The organism is Paraburkholderia sp. BR14374, assembly GCF_040948685.1.
GTDB classification, from domain to species: Bacteria; Pseudomonadota; Gammaproteobacteria; order Burkholderiales; family Burkholderiaceae; genus Paraburkholderia; species Paraburkholderia youngii.
Genome location: NZ_JBFPKF010000013.1, coordinates 56,997 through 74,922 on the forward strand (window position 1 = coordinate 56,997; position 17,926 = coordinate 74,922).

The following is a 17,926-nucleotide window of genomic DNA, read 5'->3' on the forward strand; positions in this document are numbered from 1 at the left end:
GGTCGCTTCAGTCGCGCGTCGCGCGACGTTCGATGCGCTGCAAATACGCGTCCGTGTCCGGCGGCGTGCCGGTGCGCTGCGCTTCCCAGATGGTTTCGCCGAGGCAGTCCATGATCGCGTGCTGCGCCTCGTGCGTCGAGCCGAGGCGTGCGGCGAGCCGCTCGTGCGCGGCGCGAATGCCGGGCGGCTGATCGATCGACAGCTGTTCGGAGATCGCCAGATGCATCGACAGGTGCAGGAACGGATTGGTCTGGCCGCGCTCCGGCGAATAGTCCTGCGCCTGCGCAGCGGGGGCGTCGGTGAGGTCGGCGTGATATTCCGGATGCTCGACGATCCAGTCGGCGGCGATCGCCTCGAGCGGCGTCAGAATCTCGCCTTGGCGCTGTTTTCGCCAGGTGTCGGTGAAAAAGAGGCGAACTTCGTCGCGGCTGGGATTGAACATCGTGGAACCGGTGCGTGGGAGTGGGGCGTGTGCGGGCGCGACGGCGTGTGTACGCGGGGCGCACTGCGTGTAAAGCATCATTTTACGCGGCGGCCGTTCGGGCTGCAGGCGCGCCGCGCGGTCTGGGGTTTCGAGTTGGGCTGCCCTTAAAGATCGGGCGGCGGGGTTTTCGGCCGGAACTCGCACAGCGGCTCGATCACGCAATGCCAGCATTCGGGGCGGCGCGCCTTGCACACATAGCGTCCATGCAGGATCAGCCAGTGGTGCGCGTCCTTCCTGAATTCGGCGGGCGTGAATTTTTCGAGCGCCGCTTCGACCGCGCGCACGTCCTTGCCGGGCGCGAGGCCGGTGCGGTTGGCGACGCGGAAAATGTGCGTGTCGACCCCGATGGTCGGATGGCCGAACGCGGTGTTCAGAATCACGTTGGCCGTTTTGCGGCCGACACCCGGCAGCCGTTCGAGCGCCTCGCGATCCTCGGGCACCTCGCCGCCGTACTGGTCGAGCAGAATGCGACAGGTCGCGATCACGTTCTTCGCCTTCGTGCGATACAGGCCGATCGTCTTGATATAACTCGCGACACCTTCCTCGCCGAGGTCGAACACCTTCTGCGGTGTGTTCGCCACGGGGAACATCCTGCGCATCGCCTTGTTGACCGACACGTCGGTCGCTTGCGCTGACAGCAGCACCGCGATCAGCAGTTCGAACGGCGTCGTGTACTCGAGTTCGGTGGTCGGGTGCGGATTCAGGCTCTGAAGCGTTTCGTAGATCGCGCGGCGTTTGTTCGCGTTCATGCGGAGCGGGTCCGTGTGGATGAGGAGGGTTGCGCGGGCGAGGTCACCGCGCGGTCGGCGGCGAGCTGGACGGCGGCTTTGACTCGTCGGACTCGTTGGACGACGGCTCCGAGCCGAGTGTACCCTCGCCGCTGGCAAGACCGAGACGGCGGCGGCGCGCTTCGGCTGCATCGATCTGTGCCTGCACGTCGGCGCTGACGTTCTCGGTGTTCCGCGGTCCCTGGCCTTTCGCGGCCAACTCCTCTTTCTTCTTGCGCGCGCGCTCGAGCGCCGCCTGGATGATCGCGCGTTTCTTTGCTTCGGCGTCGTCCGCACTCGGGGTGGTCGGGGCCTCGGACGGCGTTGTCGCGCCGCTCGCGGGAACCGCGCCCGACGCAGCCGCCCCCGGCGCGCTCGCACTCGCGGCTCGCCGCGCCGCAGCACGCGCTTCGGCGGCGTCGCGCTCGCGCGCGAGACGGCCCTCGTGGCGGTTATGACGCGCCCGCGCCGCGTCTGCCTCACTCTGGCTCCATGCATCCCAGCCGGTGGCCTCGCCGGTCACGGGCAGCATCGCGATGCAGTCGACCGGGCAGGGCGGCACGCACAGGTCGCAGCCGGTGCAGAGCTCGGCGATCACGGTGTGCATCTGTTTCGGTGCGCCAACTATCGCGTCGACCGGACATGCCTGCATGCACAGCGTGCAGCCGATGCATACCTGTTCGTCGATAACCGCCAAGGGGCGCGGACGTTCGACGCCATTGGCGGAATTGAGCGGAATCACCGGTTTGCCGAGTAGCGCGGCGAGGCGCGCGATGCCTTCGGCACCGCCGGGCGGGCACTGGTTATAGTTCGCCTCGCCGCTGGCGACGGCTTCGGCATACGGACGGCATGCGGGATAACCGCACTTCGTGCATTGCGTTTGGGGCAGCAGATCTTCGATGCGATCCGCGAGTGTTTTGACGTCTGTCACGGTTACGGCGCGGGGGTTTGCCGTGCGATCGCACGACCTGAACTAAATGCCACATTATCGCCGATTTCCCGGATTGCCATTCGCAATCCATGTGCCATAATCGAAGCGCTTCATTCGAAAGACCGCAGAAAAGGGTGTGTTTCCCAACCACGACGCGCCCGCTAAACGCCGCCAACAAAAAGGCTCGAGGAGAGGCCGGCGGCGCGATCCGGATAACGCGGCTCACGAAGACGATGCCACCATGAATCAGCCGAAAATCAAAAGAGATCCTGAAGGCACGAGACGCCGCATCTTGCTTGCGGCGGCGGAAGAGTTTGCAAATGGAGGACTGTTCGGCGCACGAGTCGATCAGATCGCTCGCCGCGCCGAAACCAATGAACGCATGCTCTATTACTACTTCGGTAGCAAGGAACAGCTATTCACCGCGGTACTCGAGCACGCGTTCAGCGCACTCAACGAAGCGGAACGCACGCTCGAACTCAACGGAGTCGCGCCCGTCGAGGCGGTTACACGTCTCGCCCATTTCGTGTGGGACTACTACCGCGATCATCCCGAGTTATTGCGACTCATCAACAACGAGAATCTGCATGAAGCACGCTATATGCAGAAGTCGACGCGCATACGCGAAATGATCTCGCCGATCGTCGCCACGCTTGGCGGCATCCTCGAACGCGGGCAACGCGCGGGACTGTTTCGCACCAACATCGACCCACTGCGTTTTTACGTGACGCTTTCGGGCATGGGCTACTACATCGTCTCGAACCGCTTCACGCTCGAAGCGACGCTCGGGCGCGATTTCAGCAGCGCCGCCGAACGCAGCGAGGTGATTCAGATGAATACCGAACTGCTGCTCGCGTATCTGTTGAGAAAGTAACGGCCCGTGCCGCGGTGATCGCCGCCGCGGCAGAACATCAGTATCACGAATGAAGCGCGATAAAAAAGCCAACGGCCTCGAAGGAGACCGTTGGCTTTTTATATGCTATTGCAAGTTTAATGCTCAGGCTTCGACTTTTTCTTTTGCCGTTTTTGCCGTCTTGTTGTGCTCGAGAATGAAGTCGCGCAATTGCGGGTAAATGATCGTGCGCCAGCGGCGGCCCGAGAAAATGCCGTAGTGGCCGCATTTTTCCGCGGTGAAGTGACGCTTGTTCTTTGCCGCAATGCCGCTGCACAGGTCGTGCGCCGCGTAGGTCTGGCCGTCGCCGGAAATATCGTCGAGCTCGCCTTCGATCGTAAATAGCGCGGTCGTCGTGATGTCCTGGGGGCGCACCGGTTCGCCGTTGACGACCCACGTGCCCTCGGCAAGACGGAATTCCTGGAACACGACGCGGATCGTATCGAGGTAATAGTCGGCATCCATGTCGAGCACCGCGTTGTACTCGTCGTAGAAGCGGCGGTGCGCTTCGGCGTCGTCCTCGTCGCCGCGAAGCAGGCTCTGGTAGAAATCCCAGTGCGATGCCGCGTGACGCTCCGGATTCATCGCGACGAAGCCGGTGTGCTGCAGGAAGCCCGGATAGACCTTGCGGCCCGTGCCCGGATAGTTCGGCGGCACCGTGAAGATCACGTTGTTCTCGAACCACTCGTACGAGTGCTGCGTGGCGAGCGAATTGACCGAGGTCGGGCTCTTTCGCGCGTCGATTGGGCCGCCCATCATCGTCATCGTGCGCGGCGTGTCCTCGCCGCGGCTCGCCATCAGCGAAATGGCGGCGAGCACCGGCACGGTCGGCTGGCACACCGAGATCACGTGCAGATTCTTCGCGCCGATATGGCGAATGAATTCCTGGATATACGCGATGTAGTCGTTCAGACCGAACCAGCCGGCCTCGAGCGGCACCATGCGCGCGTCGATCCAGTCGGTGATGTAGACCTTGTGGTCTTGCAGCAACGTGCGCACGGTGTCGCGCAGCAGCGTGGCGTGGTGTCCTGACAACGGTGCGCAGACCAGCACGACCGGCTCGTCTTTCAGTTGGCTGACAGCTTCGCTGTCGTCCGCGAAGCGCTTGAAGCGCATCAGCCGGCAGAACGGCTTTTCGATGATCGTCTGCTCGACGATCGGAATGTTATGTCCGTCTTTAACAATCTGATGAATGTTGAACTCGGGCTTTTCGTAATCCTTGCCGAGCCGGTAAAGCAGTTCGTACCCGGCGGACAGGCGTGTGGCGCCCGGCACATAGGCTAACGGACTGGCCGGATTCGCAAATGATTTCGATGCGGCCTGGGCCCAGGCGGTGAGGGGGCTCAACATCGCCCGGCTAAATTCGTGCAGTTGATAGAGCATGTTTGCTCCGTTTTAAGCGGTTCGCATTGGGCTTCGCAAACACGCGTGAAGCGTTGCGGCGGGCCATTGTGGTTGTGGGCACATTGTTGTTGGCCGACAGTCGGATCGATAATATCGAACAAAGCAATCTTGTGCAATGCAACAATTTTCGCATTCAGTGTACGCAAACTGTCACGGCGTCATGCTAGTGGCGATGCTGCTCCGCCGCTATAAGGGCTTGCCTGAACCTCAAGCTCTGTGGAGCGCATGCCGTTATGCGCCGGATGGCCGGTCGCCTGCGCCATTTCCTGCTCATGCTTCATCAGGTTCAGTCCGGTGTGCACGAGCGCCACGTGCGAGAACGCCTGTGGAAAATTGCCGACCAGACGTTTTTCGACCGGATCGTACTCCTCGGACAGCAGGCCGACGTCGTTGCACAGCGCGAGCAGCCGCTCGTACATCTCGATCGCTTCCTGCACGCGCCCCTGCAGCGCGAGGTTATCCACCATCCAGAACGAACACGCAAGAAAGGTGCCTTCCCCGGGCGGCAGGCCGTCGTCGTATTCGGTCGTGCGGTAGCGCATCACGAAGCCGCCGTGCATCAGATCTCGCTCGATCGCCTCGACCGTGCCCTTGATGCGCGGGTCCTGCGGCGGCAGGAAGGCGACCAGCGGCATCAGCAGCACGCTCGCGTCGAGCTGGTCGCTGCCGTAGTACTGCGAGAACGCGTTCAGCTTCGGATTCCACGCCTTCTCGCAGACCTCGGCGTGGATCGTGTCGCGCGTCGCGCGCCATTCGTCGAGCGGGCCGTCGAGCTTGAACATTTCGGCCGAGCGGATCGCGCGGTCGAACGCGACCCACGCCATCACCTTCGAGAACGTGAAATGCTGGCGGCCGCCGCGCGTCTCCCAGATGCCTTCGTCGGGTTCGCGCCAGATCGTGGTCAGATGCGCGAGCATCGCGCGCTGCACGCTCCACGCGGTGACGTCCGCCTGCAGGCCGCCCACGCGCGCGAGATGCAGCGCATTCATCACTTCGCCGTAGACGTCGAGCTGAAGCTGCCCGACCGCGTTGTTGCCGATGCGCACCGGTTTCGCGCCCTCGTAGCCGGGCAGCCAGTCGATTTCGACTTCGGGCAGGCGTCGCTCGCCGCCGATGCCGTACATGATCTGCAACTGGTCCGGCGCGCCCGCCATCACGCGGCCGAGCCAGCTGCGCCAGGCGCGCGCTTCGTCGTAGTAGCCGCCGCGCATCATAGCGAGCAGCGTGATGGTCGCGTCGCGCAGCCAGCAGTATCGATAGTCCCAGTTGCGCGTGCCGCCGAGCTTCTCCGGCAGCGACGTGGTAGGCGCCGCGACGATGCCGCCGGTCGGCTCGTAGGCGAGCGCGCGCAGTGTGATAAGCGAACGGCGGATCGGCTCGGCCCAGCGTCCTTCGACAGTCCCGCGCGCCGCCCATTCGAGCCAATGGTTCTCGGTGCGCGCGAGTGACGTGTGCGGGTCGCGAGCGGGCGGAATGCGCAGATGCGACGCCGCATACGCGAGCGAGAACGGCACGCGCTCGCCCGCGGTCACCGTGAATTCCGCGACGGTCTTCATATCTTCGCCGTGCAGTTCGACCGGCGTGCGCAACACCGCGTTGTCGGGGCCGACGATCGCCTTGATGCCGCTGTCGTGTTTGAGCTTGTCGACCCATGGGATCGAGAAGCCGTAGTCGAAGCGCAGCACGAGTTCCATCTTCATGCGCACGGTGCCGCGCTTGCCGACGACGATGCGGATCAGCTCCGACCAGCCGTTGCCTGGCGGCATGAAATCGATCAGCGTGACGGCGCCGTCGGGCGTTTCGAAGTCGGTTTCGAGGATCAGCGTTTCACCGCGATAGCGCCGCGTAATGGTCGGCGCGCCGTGCTCGCCCTGGGTGGCGGGGGCGATCTGCCAGCGACCGTTGTCGGGCGTGCCGAGCAGCGCGGCGAAGCAGGCGCCCGAGTCGAAGCGCGGCCAGCAGAGCCAGTCGACGGAACCCTCGCGGGAGATGAGCGCGGCGGTATGGCCGTCGCCGATGAGTGCGTAGTCTTCGAGGTGTGCAGGCATGGAAAGCGTGTCGAAAAACGAGTCGTTATTACGGATGGCGACAGCAGCCGCGCTTCGAGTGGGTGTTAATTACCGGACCACGATCGGCAGTGTTTGGTTCACCGCATAGTGCGGCAAAACGCGGGTTGGAAAATTGTCAATTCCATGCATAAAATCAGATTTCATGCCGATGTCCGGTGACCTGCCGGACTGCGAATCGGCCTTGCTCATGGCGCATGCAGACGCCGTTTCCGAGGACGAAAGCCATGCTGAACCCTTCGAAATCCGATTGCATCACGATTCTCTCGGCCGCCAGCCAGCTTGCCGGCGACTCCATGCTGCCACTCGATCATGGCCGGCTCGGATTGAGCCGCAACGGCATGCTGGCTGCCGCGTCCTTCCTGGTCGAGCGGGACTGCTTCCGGCGCTATCAGCAGAATGCCGATCATTATGCGGTCGGCGCGCTGTCGTTGCAGGGGCGCTTGCGCCTCGAACAACTGGCAAACGGTTGAGCGGCCGCACCGAGCGTTCGTAGCGCGGGCTGCTGCTCGCGTATCCGCATCTTCGCGCCACGTCACGTCGATTGTTCGCGTGGCGCGATGCCCGCTTTCCGCCTATGTCACCGCGTGACGCAGGCCGCGCTTTCATGCGTGCGAGTGCCGCTGGCACCGCGCGAACCCTCTTTTCTCGCAAATTGATCTCGATACCGGGCGCAAATACCGCGCCCGGTATCGCGTCGCCTGTCGCTTACAGATGCGACGAGCCCACGCCGAAGATTCCGATGATGCCGATGATGATCAGATAAAGCGCGACGATGTAGTTCAACAGGCGCGGCATGATAAGGATCAGGATGCCGGCGATCAGCGAAACGAGCGGGCCCAGGCTGAGAGTGACGTTCATGGAGACTCCGTGGTTGACACGCGTGGTGCGCGATTGAGAAAACTCTTGAAAAACCGCCCCCGCTTGCGGGAGCAAACCCGCTGACGCAGCCCGCGCGTCAGCGGTGGATTCACTGCATGATCCGACCTAACGCTCTTATACTGACTTCGACAACAACAACGCGGAACGACGCTCGATTCGCGGCGCGGCAGACCAGACACCGTTACAACCGCTCGTACCCCGGCTCATACGCGAGCCCGTACAGACAACCGATGTCGAGGAGGTCTCATGCTTCACCGTCGCCGTGCCGCCGGGTGTGTTGCCGCGCGCCCAGTTCCGGCTTCCGCTTTTACTTCTGTTCTTGCCAGTGTTGCCGTACAGGGTTCCGGTCCGCGTGGCGCGGACCGCGTCGCCCGTTCGATGATAAAAGGTTTCCTGCTCATGGTTTCGATGCTTGCTTCGCACGCGTATGCGCAAGATGCTGGCCCGGTCCCCGCGGACGGCGTCTATACGATGCTGGTCGGCACTTACACCAGCGGCAAGAGCGAAGGCATCTACGTGCTTCGCTTCGACACGAAGACCGGCGCGGCGACCCAGGTGTCGGTCGCGCAGACGGTCAATCCGTCGTTTCTGGTCGTGAGCCGCGACCGCCGCTTCGTCTATTCGGTCAACGAACTGCCCGGCGACAATGGCCCGGCCACGCAGCGCGGCGGCATCAGCGCATTTGGCTTCGATGCCGCGCGCGGCCAACTGACGTTTCTTAACAAGGTGTCGTCCGATGGCAATGACCCGTGCTATCTGAGCATCTCGCCGGACGGCAAGTATCTGCTGACCGCGAACTATTCGGTCGCGCCCGACCCGGGCGGCAGCTTCGCGGTGTTTCCGCTGCAGGCGAACGGCCAGGTGGGCGCCTCGGTGCAGACTGTGCATCACGAGGGCGGCGGGCCGGTGAAAGGCCGGCAGGACAACTCGCACGTGCATTCGACCGTGTTCTCGCCTGACGGCCATTATCTGTTCGCGCAGGATCTCGGCGCCGACAAGCTGTACTCGTACCGTTACGCGCCGCAGAGCACCGCCGGCGCGGGCCCGTTCGTCGTGACGGACTGGGGCTACGCGCAGCAGCAAGCCGGCACGGGTCCACGCCATCTGATCTTCAGCGCCAACGGCAGGCACGCCTATCTGACGAGCGAACTCTCGGCGACCGTCAGCACGTTCGACTACCAGGACGGCAGACTGAAGCTCGTGCAGACGTTGCCATTGAGCGAGCCCGGCTTCAAGGGGCAGGTGGCCGCAGCGGCGATCCACATGTCGCCGGACGGACGCTTCGTGTATGCGTCCAATCGCGGCGACGCGAACGAGATCGTGATTTTCTCGGTCGATCCCGCCAATGGGCATCTGAAGCAGATCGGCCGGCAGTCGAGCCTCGGCAAATCGCCGCGCGAGTTCACCATCGATCCGACCGGCAACTGGCTGATCGTCGGCAATCAGTTGAGCGACACGGTCTACGTGTTCAAGCGCGATCAGCAGACGGGGCTGCTCGATCCGAATCCGAAGCAGCATTTCGAGCTCGGCTCGCCGGTGGATTTCAAGCTGGTATCACCGTCGTAACGCACGGCACGCGCGGGCAAAGAAAAACGGACAGATCACATCGTGAGGCTGTCCGTTTTTTTCTTTGCGGTTTACCGTGCGTTCATTCCGCCGGCCCCGGCGCCAGCACTTCGCGGCTGCCGTTGATGCTCATCGCCGACACGAGCCCGGCCGTCTCCATCTGTTCGACGAGCCGCGCCGCGCGGTTATAGCCGATGCGCAATTGCCTCTGCACCGACGAGATCGACGCGCGCCGCGTGCGCACGACGAACGCGACCGCTTCGTCGTACAGCGGATCGGCTTCCGCATCCGGCGCTTCGCCGAACAGGTCCTGGGCCGCGCCGCCATCGGTGGCCGGGCCGTCGAGAATGCCTTCTTCGTATTGCGGCTCGCCGAACTGCTTCAGATACTCGACGATCGCATGCACTTCCTCGTCGGCGACGAACGCGCCGTGCACGCGCTGCGGGTAGCCCGTGCCCGGCGGCAGGAACAGCATGTCACCCTGGCCGAGCAGCGACTCGGCGCCCATCTGGTCGAGAATCGTGCGCGAGTCGATCTTCGACGACACCTGGAACGCGACGCGGGTCGGAATGTTCGCCTTGATGAGACCGGTGATCACGTCGACGGACGGCCGCTGCGTCGCGAGGATCAGGTGGATGCCGGCCGCGCGCGCCTTCTGCGCGAGCCGCGCGATCAGTTCCTCGATCTTCTTGCCGGCGACCATCATCAGGTCGGCGAGCTCGTCGATCACGACGACGATCAGCGGCAGCGGCGCGAGCGGCTCGGGTGCATCGGGCGTGAGCGAGAACGGGTTGCCGAGCTTCTTGCCCTTCGCCTCGGTGTCGCGGATCTTCTGGTTGAAGCCCGCGAGATTGCGCACGCCGACCGCCGACATCAGCCGGTAGCGCTTCTCCATTTCGCCGACGCACCAGTTCAGCGCATTGGCCGCGAGCTTCATGTCGGTGACGACCGGCGCGAGCAGATGCGGAATCCCTTCGTAGACCGAAAGCTCGAGCATCTTCGGGTCGATCATGATCAGACGTACTTCCTCGGGAGTCGCCTTGAACAGCAGCGAGCAGATCATCGCGTTGATCGCGACCGACTTGCCCGAACCGGTCGTGCCGGCCACCAGCATGTGCGGCGCCTTCGCGAGATCGGCGACGACCGGATGGCCGGTGATGTCCTTGCCCATCGCGAGCGTCAGTTGCGAGTGCGAGTTCTGGTAGACGCTCGCTTCGAGGATTTCGGAGAGCCGGATCGTCTGCCGCTTCGCGTTCGGCAGTTCGAGGCCCATGCAGGTCTTGCCCGGAATCGTTTCGACCACGCGGATCGACGTGAGACCGAGACCGCGCGACAGGTCCTTCATCAGACCGACGATCTGGCTGCCGCGCACGCCGAGCGCCGGTTCGACTTCGAAGCGCGTGATGACCGGACCCGCCGATGCGCCGACTACCGTCACCGGCACCTTGAATTCCTGCAGGCGCTGCTCGATCAGCTGGCCGGTTTCGCGGAGCTTTTCGTCCGAGATCGGTTCGACGTCGGCGTCGGCGGGGGCGAGCAGATCGAGCGTCGGCAGTTCGACCATCGATGCGGCCGGCGCATGGAACTCGAAGCCGTTGACCGGCGCGTGGCCGCGCAGCGGCGCGCGGGCGGCGGGCTCGGTGGCTGGCTCGGTGGCGGGTTGGGTCAGCGGCTGCGGTGTGGGCGCGGAAGCAGGCGACGGAGTGGGTGACGGTTCGGCTGCCGGCGTGTTCGTGACAGACGTCGCGTTTGCGTCGACCGAAGGCTCGATGCTGGTCGCCGGCGCGGCAACGCCAGGGAAACGGACCACGTTCGAGACGACGGCTGGGGCGAGTGCCGGTGTAGCCAGGTTCGCCGCGCTCGTTGAAGTCGACGACGGCGAGGCGTTCGTGGGGTCGATCGCGGGCTCGGTCGCAGCGGGCAGGGCAGGGGCGAGCGACGTCGCATGCGTCGGCGGCGTTGCTGGCTCACCTGGCCGCGCGCCTTCGCTCGCGGCCGGGCCGAGCTTGCTCTCCCAAGGCACGAGCGTTTTGTCGATGACGATTTCGGCGACAGGGGCCGGCTCTTGCTTCGGTGTCGCGGTGTCGGCGGTCGCAGGTTCGACGGTTCGCGCGGATTCTTCCCCCTGCGATGGCGGGACGCTGGTGTTTGTCGTCGTCTGGTCTGCGATCGCCGGTACGTCTTCGTGCGTAGCGTCGTCCTGCAAGCTGGCTGCAAAGCGCTGGAACGGCGTCGCCGTCGCCGCCTCGTGTTGCGGCGCGCTTGCAGCAGGTTCCGCGGCGGCAGGCTCAGCCGCAGCGGATGCCGACGGCTCGACAACTGCGGGCGTGCCGGTGACAGCGTCCGCGCGCACGGGATCGGCCGGCGTCTCTGCGACAGAAACGGGCTCTGCAATCGCGGATTCGACAGCCGCAGCCGCCACGCCGGCCACCGGCTCGATCGCAGCCGTCGTCAGCGGCGCGGCCGTGAGCGGCGGATGAATGACCGGCGGTTCGGTCGGCCATTGCGCAACCGCTTCGTTGGTGCTCTCGACCGACGTGTCGGATCCGACCACCTCATGCTCGGCCGGCAACTCCACAGGTGACGCTTCTTGCTGCGACTGCGCCGGCGACACCGTCTCGCCGTTTTCGACAGGCAGCACGTCCGGCAGCGCCGGCGGCACGTCGAACGTGGTCGACATACGTTCCACGTCGCCAATCTTTGCGCCATCGCCGCCACGGCTGCGCGCGAGGCTCACGCCGGCCATGTCGGTCCAGCGCGCGGTGTTTTCCGCGATGCTGCGCAGCGTTTCCTCGACGCTCGCCGGCGGCGCGACCGTCGACCCGTTCGCCATCGTTCGCGTGAAGTCCGGTGTAGGGCGGCGCACAGTCGACGGCAATGTGACACCGTTGGCGCGCTGAGCCGCCGGGAACGGCTGACGCGGACTCGCGCCGCGATTGAGCGGCGCGCTGCCGTCTGCCGGACGTGGCAGCGGCGACGGACGGCTGCTGCGGCCTGCGGCATTCATGGATCCCGCCGTCATGCCGATCCCGGCGCCCGACGTGGCGGACCGGCCCGCCATGGCCTGTGCCGCTCGCGCCGACACGCCGGACGCATTGGCGGCCGTCGCCGCCAATGCGGCGCTGGAGCCGAACGGCGCGGCCACGCGCTGTTCGCCGACCGAGCGCCGACCGGCCTGCGCAGCGCTATCATGAACCGACATGCCCGATGAAGCCGATGCACCCGGCGATCCCGCCGCCGTCGCCGCGCGCGGCTCCGTCGTGCGCAGCCAACCCGCCGGCGCGACCGGCTCGGTCGGCACGAATGGTGCCGTGGACCTGACCGGAGCTTTGTCCACTGGCGGCGCCTGCGTTGCCATCGACGCTGCCGGACGCAGCGGCGCGCTCGACCCCGTGCGCAATACCGGCTCGATCTGCCTGGCCGGCCCACGCGCCGCGCCAGCGGCCGCATCGGCGCGCCAGTTTGCGCCGGCGCCACGGGCGGCAGCCTCCTTGCTACCCGCGACGCCAACCGCGGCACCGCCCGCAGCGGCGGCGCCCACGCCGCGCCCGCTCGCGGGCGGACGCCACACCGTCGGCCGCGCGTAGCGACCCTTGCTGTTGCGCGGCGCCATCGTGTTGGTGGCAGGCGAAACGTGCGACGGCGCGCCGTCGTCGACGGTGCGGTGGCGGCGCGCATCCTCGTCTCGCTTCGCGAGTCCGCGCGACAACCCGAGGCCGAACGCGCCGTCGGCCCAGGCGGCAACCTCGCTCCAGCGGAACTCGATGAGCCAGGGCAGGCTGATCAGGAGCAGCGCGAGCGCCGCGAGCGGCGTGCCGATATGGCCGAGCAGATGCCCAAGCCCAGCGGCCAGCGCATGACCGAAACCATTGACGCCGGCAATGCCGATCAGCGAGCCCTCGAGCGTGCAACTCGCGATCAGCACGCAGACGAAGCCGAGCCACAGCCGGATCGTGCCGGGGCCGCGCAGACCCGCGCCGCCGGGCAGCATCGACTTCACGAGGCGCCACAAAAGAGGAATGAACCAGACGGCCGACCCGCCGAACCAGCCGAAAACTACCGTGTGCATACCAGACATCTACGAATGACGGAGCGCGCGAGAAGCGCAATCCGTCGAGTTTAAACGGCGCAGCGCGCGGCTTCGAAGGCCGGCGCGAGTCCCGAACGCGGCGCAAACTCGCATCACTTGTCGCTGCGATCGAACATCAGCGTGTCGCCGTTCTCGAGGATCAGCTGCATCTGCTGTGGCGCGCGCATCTGCACGCCCGTGCGAGCGATGCGTTCGAGCGCTTCGAGGAACGGCTTTTCGATGTCGCCGCCCGGCGACACGCACGCCTTGCGCGTGCCGGCGAGGGTGCCGAAGCTGAGCTTGCCGTCCTTCAGCAGGTACGAACCCATGAAGCGGTTGCAGCCGGAAAAGCCGCTCGCATGGCGTCGGCCGCCTTCGGTCGACAACGTGAGCGTGAGCGGCTCCTGATCCTTCGACGGCACCGCGCGCGCCGTGCCGTCGGCGTTCTTCCACGAGCTCAGCACCCAGCTGCTGTCGTCGAGCAGTTGCACGGCGGCGGGATTGAATGGATCGGGCGGCGGCGCCGACGAATCTGGATGCTTCGGGATCGCGCAGGCACCGAGCAGCGCGGCGATGCTCAACGCGGCGACGGCCGTGCGCAGGCACGGAGTGATGCGCGCAAGACGTCGCGGGCGGGAGCGGATGAGCATGGCGTCGTTCCTGTTCAAACTGGCGAAGGCGTAAGGGTAACGTACTAAGCTTGTCGTGCGCGAGCGATGCGCGCGGTGGCGCGGTCGCGGCTGCGAACGTCGACGCGGCGGCACGCTTGCGCACGACCGCCACGGCCTCGCGAGCGGACTCGGAGCGTACCCCGAACGCACCCCGAACGCGCCCTGAGCGCCGCGCGGCAAGGGGGCCGCATGTTAACATCGCGGTCTATCCAATCCCACCCTCATCCCGACTTTTATCTGGAGTTCCCATGCAGATCGGCCAACGGATCGGCACCCCCCTTTCTGAATCCGCGACGCGCGTGATGCTGCTCGGCGCCGGCGAGCTCGGCAAGGAAGTGATCATCGCGCTGCAACGGCTGGGCGTCGAAGTGATCGCCGTCGACCGTTACCCGAACGCGCCGGGCCATCAGGTCGCGCATCGCGCGCACGTGATCGACATGACCGACCGCGCCGCGCTGCGCGCGCTGGTCGAGCAGGAGCGCCCGCATCTGATCGTCCCCGAAATCGAGGCGATCGCCACCGACGAGCTCGCCGCGATCGAAACCGAGGCGCTCGCCGAGGTCATCCCGACCGCCCGCGCCACCCAGCTGACGATGAATCGCGAAGGCATCCGCCGCCTCGCCGCCGAGGAGCTCGGCCTCGCGACCTCGCCGTACGCATTCGCCGATTCGCTCGACGAGCTGCGCGCGGGCATCGCGAAGGTTGGCTATCCGTGCGTCGTGAAGCCGGTGATGTCGTCGTCGGGCAAGGGGCAGTCCGTATTGCGCCGCGACGCCGACGTCGAACCCGCGTGGCAGTACGCGATGGCGGGCGGCCGCGTGAATTTCGGGCGCGTGATCGTCGAGGGTTTCATCGACTTCGAATATGAAATCACGCAGCTCACCGTGCGCGCGATCGACCCGGCGAGCGGCGCGGTCAGCACGTATTTCTGCGACCCGATCGGCCACGTGCAGGTCGCGGGCGACTATGTCGAATCGTGGCAGCCGCAGCCGATGAGCCCGCTCGCGCTCGAGCGTTCGCGCGAGATCGCGCACAAGGTCACGGCGGCGCTCGGCGGCCGCGGCCTCTTTGGCGTGGAACTTTTCGTGCGCGGCGACGACGTATGGTTTTCGGAAGTCAGCCCGCGTCCGCACGACACGGGGCTCGTCACGCTGTGCTCGCAGCGCTTCTCGGAGTTCGAACTGCATGCGCGCGCGATCCTCGGCTTGCCGGTCGACACGTCGCTGCGTGCGCCGGGTGCGTCGGCGGTGATCTACGGTGGACGCGACGAGGCCGGCATCGCGTTCGAAGGCGTCGCGGCGGCACTCGCGGTGCCCAACTCGGACCTGCGCCTGTTCGGCAAGCCGGAGAGCTTCGTCAAACGCCGCATGGGCGTCGCGCTCGCGACCGGCGAGAACATCGACGAAGCGCGCTCGCGTGCGAAGCAGGCCGCGGCGGCGGTTCGGCCGGTGTCGGCGAAGTAACGGGCAGGGGCAGGCGGCGACGCGCGGCGTGGGCCGCAATCGTTGCTGGCTAATCGTTGCTGGTTTATCGCAGCAAAGAGATCGGAGTAGGGGATCATATGGCGCTTGAATCGCGCAGCAATCCGTGGCGTGGCGCGCTTCGCCGGGTCGGCGCACTCGGCGTGGCGTTCGCGCTGTGTGCCGGCATCAGCGGCTGCGGGCTCGCGGCGGCGCCGTGCCGGGTCGCTTCGGCGGGACTGAAGATCGTGCCGGTCGTCGGGCACGTCGCCGCCGCGCCGACCGATGCGTGTGCCGAGGTGATCGATCCTTGAAACGTCGTAGAGCTGTCCGTGAATTGCCCACGAGCTTCCTGTAACCCGCCTGTGACCCGTCTGTGACCGGCGTGGCGGCCGGTATGCCTTCCCTGCCTGACCCCCCGCAACAATCGAGGTGTTCGATGAAGACATGGCGTGTTGCATTCCTCACGGCAGCATCGATGCTGGCCTCGCTGGCGGCATCTTCCGGCGGCGCCTCGGCCGCACCGTTGCAGTTCAAGCACATCGAAGGCAAGAACCACCAGACGCGCAAATACACGTGCGCGACCGGCAAGATCCTGCAGGTTACCTACTGGAACGCGCAGAACGGCCAGAGCTTCGCCGTGCTGCCGGTGAAAGGCACCTCGATGCTGTTCGTCAACACGGTCTCGGCGTCCGGCGTGAAGTACCAGGCCGGCAGCTATACGTGGTGGACCAAGGGACCGCGCGCCAATCTTTATGACCTGACGAGCGGCGAGAACGCGCCGCCGGTTCTCTCCGACTGCGTAACGGTGATTCGCTGATTCATTGGTCAGCGCACACCTGCACGTCATGCGGCGGCTTCATCCTCTGCCGCCGCCTGCTTCCTCTCGCGCCCGGCTTCCTGCCGCTCGCGCGCATCGTTTCCATTCGAGTAGTAAGCTGTCCAGCATGGTGTTCGCCATGCCGTTTGCCATGCCGCGCGCGATGCGGTGTTTCGCGCGCAGCCGTCGTTGTCGTCTTCGGTTGTCCGTCCCCCGAGTCATCAAGCGAGACCCTCAATGAAAGCATCGGACCTGTTCGTCAAATCGCTGGAAGCCGAAGGTGTCGAGTACGTGTTCGGCATCCCCGGTGAAGAAAACCTCGATCTGCTCGAGTCGCTGCGTCGCTCGAAAATCCGTCTGATCCTCACGCGCCACGAGCAGGCGGCCGGCTTCATGGCTGCCACCTACGGGCGGCTCACCGGCCGCACGGGAGTATGTCTGGCGACGCTCGGCCCCGGCGCGACCAACTTCGTGACTGCGGCCGCCTACGCGCAACTGGGCGGCATGCCGATGCTGATGGTCACCGGCCAGAAGCCGATCAAGTCGAGCAAGCAGGGGCACTTCCAGATCGTCGACGTGGTGCGGATGATGGAGCCGCTCACCAAGTACACGCGGCAGATCGTGTCGATCGGCAATATTCCGGCGGCGGTGCGCGAGGCGGTGCGCCGCGCCGAGGAGGAGCGCCCGGGCGCCGCGCACCTCGAATTGCCCGAGGACGTCGCGCACGAGGAGGGCGACGGCAAGCCGATTCCGAAGAGCTACAGCCGCCGTCCGGTCGCCGAGGAGAAGGCGGTCGCGCGCGCGGTCGAGGCGATCACCGCCGCGAAGCATCCGCTCCTGATGATCGGCGCGGGCGGCAACCGCAAGACCACGACGAAGATGCTGCGCGAGTTCGTCGACCAGATCGGCATTCCGTTCTTCACGACGCAGATGGGCAAGGGCGTGATCGACGAATCGCATCCGATGTGGCTCGGCAACGCGACGCTCTCCGACGGCGACTTCGTGCACCGCGCGATCGAGCACGCGGATTGCATCATCAACGTCGGTCACGACGTGATCGAAAAGCCGCCGTTTTTCATGCGCAGCGGCGAGGCGGGCGAGAAGACCGTGATCCACGTGAACTTCCTCGGCGCCGAAGTCGATCCGGTGTATTTCCCGCAGATCGAAGTGGTCGGCGACATTGCGAACGCGGTGTGGCAGCTCAAGGAGAGCCTGAAGACGCGTCAGGAGCATTGGAATTTCACGCGCTTCAAGGAGATCAAGGAGCACTTCGAGGCGCATCTGGTGAAGGGCCAGCACGACGACCGCTTCCCGATGTACCCGGTGCGGATCGTCAACGACGTGTACGAGACCACGCCGGTCGACGGCATCGTGTGTCTGGATAACGGCATGTACAAGATCTGGTTCGCGCGCTACTACCGCGCGCACGAGCCGAATTCGCTGTTGCTCGACAACGCGCTGGCGTCGATGGGCGCGGGGCTGCCGTCGGCGATCGCGAGCAAGATCGTGCATCCGGAGCGCAAAGTGATCGCCGTGTGCGGCGATGGCGGCTTCATGATGAACTCGCAGGAGCTCGAAACGGCGGTGCGCCTGAAGCTCGACCTGGTGATCCTGATCCTGCGCGACGACGCGTTCGGCATGATCCGCTGGAAGCAGGAGAACATGAACTTCCCGGACTACGGCATGACGCTTGCGAACCCGGATTTCGTCGCCTATGCGCAGAGCTATGGAGCTCAGGGGCATCGGGTCGAGGCCGCCGAACAGTTCGCGCCGCTGTTGCGCGAGTGCTTCGTGACACCCGGCGTGCACGTGATCGACGTGCCGATCGACTATTCGGACAACGAGCGCGTGCTCAATCGCGAGATCAAGCGGCTGTCCGCGCGGCTTTGAGCCTCTGTGCATCGACGCTTTGAT

The 17,926-nt window shown here is 65.4% G+C and carries 16 protein-coding genes; 7 read left to right on the forward strand and 9 right to left on the reverse strand.

Annotation, left to right across the window (positions count from 1 at the left end):
- Positions 1 to 7 precede the first annotated feature (7 nt).
- The 3 genes from AB3X86_RS25865 to rsxB all read right to left on the reverse strand — a co-directional run bounded on the left by AB3X86_RS25865 (position 8) and on the right by rsxB (position 2,182).
- Positions 8 to 442 (reverse strand): DUF1841 family protein, encoded by a 435-nt coding sequence (locus AB3X86_RS25865; RefSeq protein ID WP_176109201.1) that lies wholly within the window; start codon positions 440 to 442, stop codon positions 8 to 10.
- Between the two features lie 146 nt (positions 443 to 588).
- Entirely contained in the window at positions 589 to 1,233 is a 645-nt protein-coding gene (gene nth, locus AB3X86_RS25870) for an endonuclease III (protein WP_368598219.1), read from the reverse strand.
- Positions 1,234 to 1,276: 43 nt separating this feature from the next.
- Positions 1,277 to 2,182, reverse strand: a complete 906-nt coding sequence (rsxB, locus tag AB3X86_RS25875; RefSeq protein WP_368598220.1) for an electron transport complex subunit RsxB — start codon at positions 2,180 to 2,182, stop codon at positions 1,277 to 1,279.
- Positions 2,183 to 2,423: 241 nt separating this feature from the next.
- On the opposite strand from rsxB, the gene AB3X86_RS25880 reads away from it, so the two are divergent.
- Positions 2,424 to 3,056: a TetR family transcriptional regulator gene (locus AB3X86_RS25880; protein ID WP_176109198.1), complete on the forward strand. Its 633-nt coding sequence runs from the start codon at positions 2,424 to 2,426 to the stop codon at positions 3,054 to 3,056.
- Between the two features lie 123 nt (positions 3,057 to 3,179).
- Here AB3X86_RS25880 and AB3X86_RS25885 read toward each other — a convergent pair whose 3' ends face one another.
- The 3 genes from AB3X86_RS25885 to AB3X86_RS25895 form a co-directional block, all read right to left on the reverse strand.
- Positions 3,180 to 4,457, reverse strand: coding sequence for a polyhydroxyalkanoate depolymerase (locus tag AB3X86_RS25885; RefSeq protein WP_176109197.1), 1,278 nt, complete (start codon positions 4,455 to 4,457; stop codon positions 3,180 to 3,182).
- 179 nt (positions 4,458 to 4,636) lie between these two features.
- On the reverse strand, positions 4,637 to 6,526 hold the full coding sequence (locus AB3X86_RS25890) for a glycoside hydrolase family 15 protein (protein ID WP_368598221.1): 1,890 nt from the start codon (positions 6,524 to 6,526) through the stop codon (positions 4,637 to 4,639).
- A 69-nt stretch (positions 6,527 to 6,595) separates the two neighbouring features.
- Entirely contained in the window at positions 6,596 to 6,736 is a 141-nt protein-coding gene (locus tag AB3X86_RS25895) for a hypothetical protein (protein ID WP_368598222.1), read from the reverse strand.
- Positions 6,737 to 6,771: 35 nt separating this feature from the next.
- Here AB3X86_RS25895 and AB3X86_RS25900 point away from each other — a divergent pair, with 35 nt between their 5' ends.
- Positions 6,772 to 7,017 carry a hypothetical protein gene (locus tag AB3X86_RS25900; protein ID WP_176121351.1) on the forward strand — a complete coding sequence of 82 codons (246 nt, stop codon included), beginning with the start codon at positions 6,772 to 6,774 and terminating at the stop codon, positions 7,015 to 7,017.
- 235 nt (positions 7,018 to 7,252) lie between these two features.
- On the opposite strand, the gene AB3X86_RS25905 is transcribed toward AB3X86_RS25900, so the two are convergent.
- Positions 7,253 to 7,405, reverse strand: coding sequence for a DUF3096 domain-containing protein (locus AB3X86_RS25905; RefSeq protein WP_013088853.1), 153 nt, complete (start codon positions 7,403 to 7,405; stop codon positions 7,253 to 7,255).
- A 267-nt stretch (positions 7,406 to 7,672) separates the two neighbouring features.
- Here AB3X86_RS25905 and AB3X86_RS25910 point away from each other — a divergent pair, with 267 nt between their 5' ends.
- Entirely contained in the window at positions 7,673 to 8,992 is a 1,320-nt protein-coding gene (locus tag AB3X86_RS25910; protein ID WP_368598223.1) for a lactonase family protein, read from the forward strand.
- An 82-nt stretch (positions 8,993 to 9,074) separates the two neighbouring features.
- Here AB3X86_RS25910 and AB3X86_RS25915 read toward each other — a convergent pair whose 3' ends face one another.
- Positions 9,075 to 13,061, reverse strand: a complete 3,987-nt coding sequence (locus AB3X86_RS25915) for a DNA translocase FtsK (protein WP_368598224.1) — start codon at positions 13,059 to 13,061, stop codon at positions 9,075 to 9,077.
- 113 nt (positions 13,062 to 13,174) lie between these two features.
- Complete coding sequence (locus AB3X86_RS25920; RefSeq protein ID WP_176109191.1) at positions 13,175 to 13,711, reverse strand: META domain-containing protein; 537 nt, start codon at positions 13,709 to 13,711, stop codon at positions 13,175 to 13,177.
- A gap of 269 nt (positions 13,712 to 13,980) precedes the next feature.
- On the opposite strand from AB3X86_RS25920, the gene purT reads away from it, so the two are divergent.
- The 4 genes from purT (at position 13,981) to AB3X86_RS25940 (ending at position 17,902) form a co-directional block, all read left to right on the forward strand.
- Positions 13,981 to 15,195, forward strand: a complete 1,215-nt coding sequence (purT, locus tag AB3X86_RS25925; RefSeq protein ID WP_184227664.1) for a formate-dependent phosphoribosylglycinamide formyltransferase — start codon at positions 13,981 to 13,983, stop codon at positions 15,193 to 15,195.
- A gap of 98 nt (positions 15,196 to 15,293) precedes the next feature.
- Complete coding sequence (locus AB3X86_RS25930) at positions 15,294 to 15,506, forward strand: DUF6726 family protein (protein WP_176366934.1); 213 nt, start codon at positions 15,294 to 15,296, stop codon at positions 15,504 to 15,506.
- A 125-nt stretch (positions 15,507 to 15,631) separates the two neighbouring features.
- Positions 15,632 to 16,012 carry an MliC family protein gene (locus AB3X86_RS25935; protein WP_368598225.1) on the forward strand — a complete coding sequence of 127 codons (381 nt, stop codon included), beginning with the start codon at positions 15,632 to 15,634 and terminating at the stop codon, positions 16,010 to 16,012.
- A 237-nt stretch (positions 16,013 to 16,249) separates the two neighbouring features.
- Positions 16,250 to 17,902, forward strand: coding sequence for an acetolactate synthase large subunit (locus AB3X86_RS25940; protein ID WP_368598226.1), 1,653 nt, complete (start codon positions 16,250 to 16,252; stop codon positions 17,900 to 17,902).
- The last annotated feature ends 24 nt before the right edge of the window (positions 17,903 to 17,926 follow it).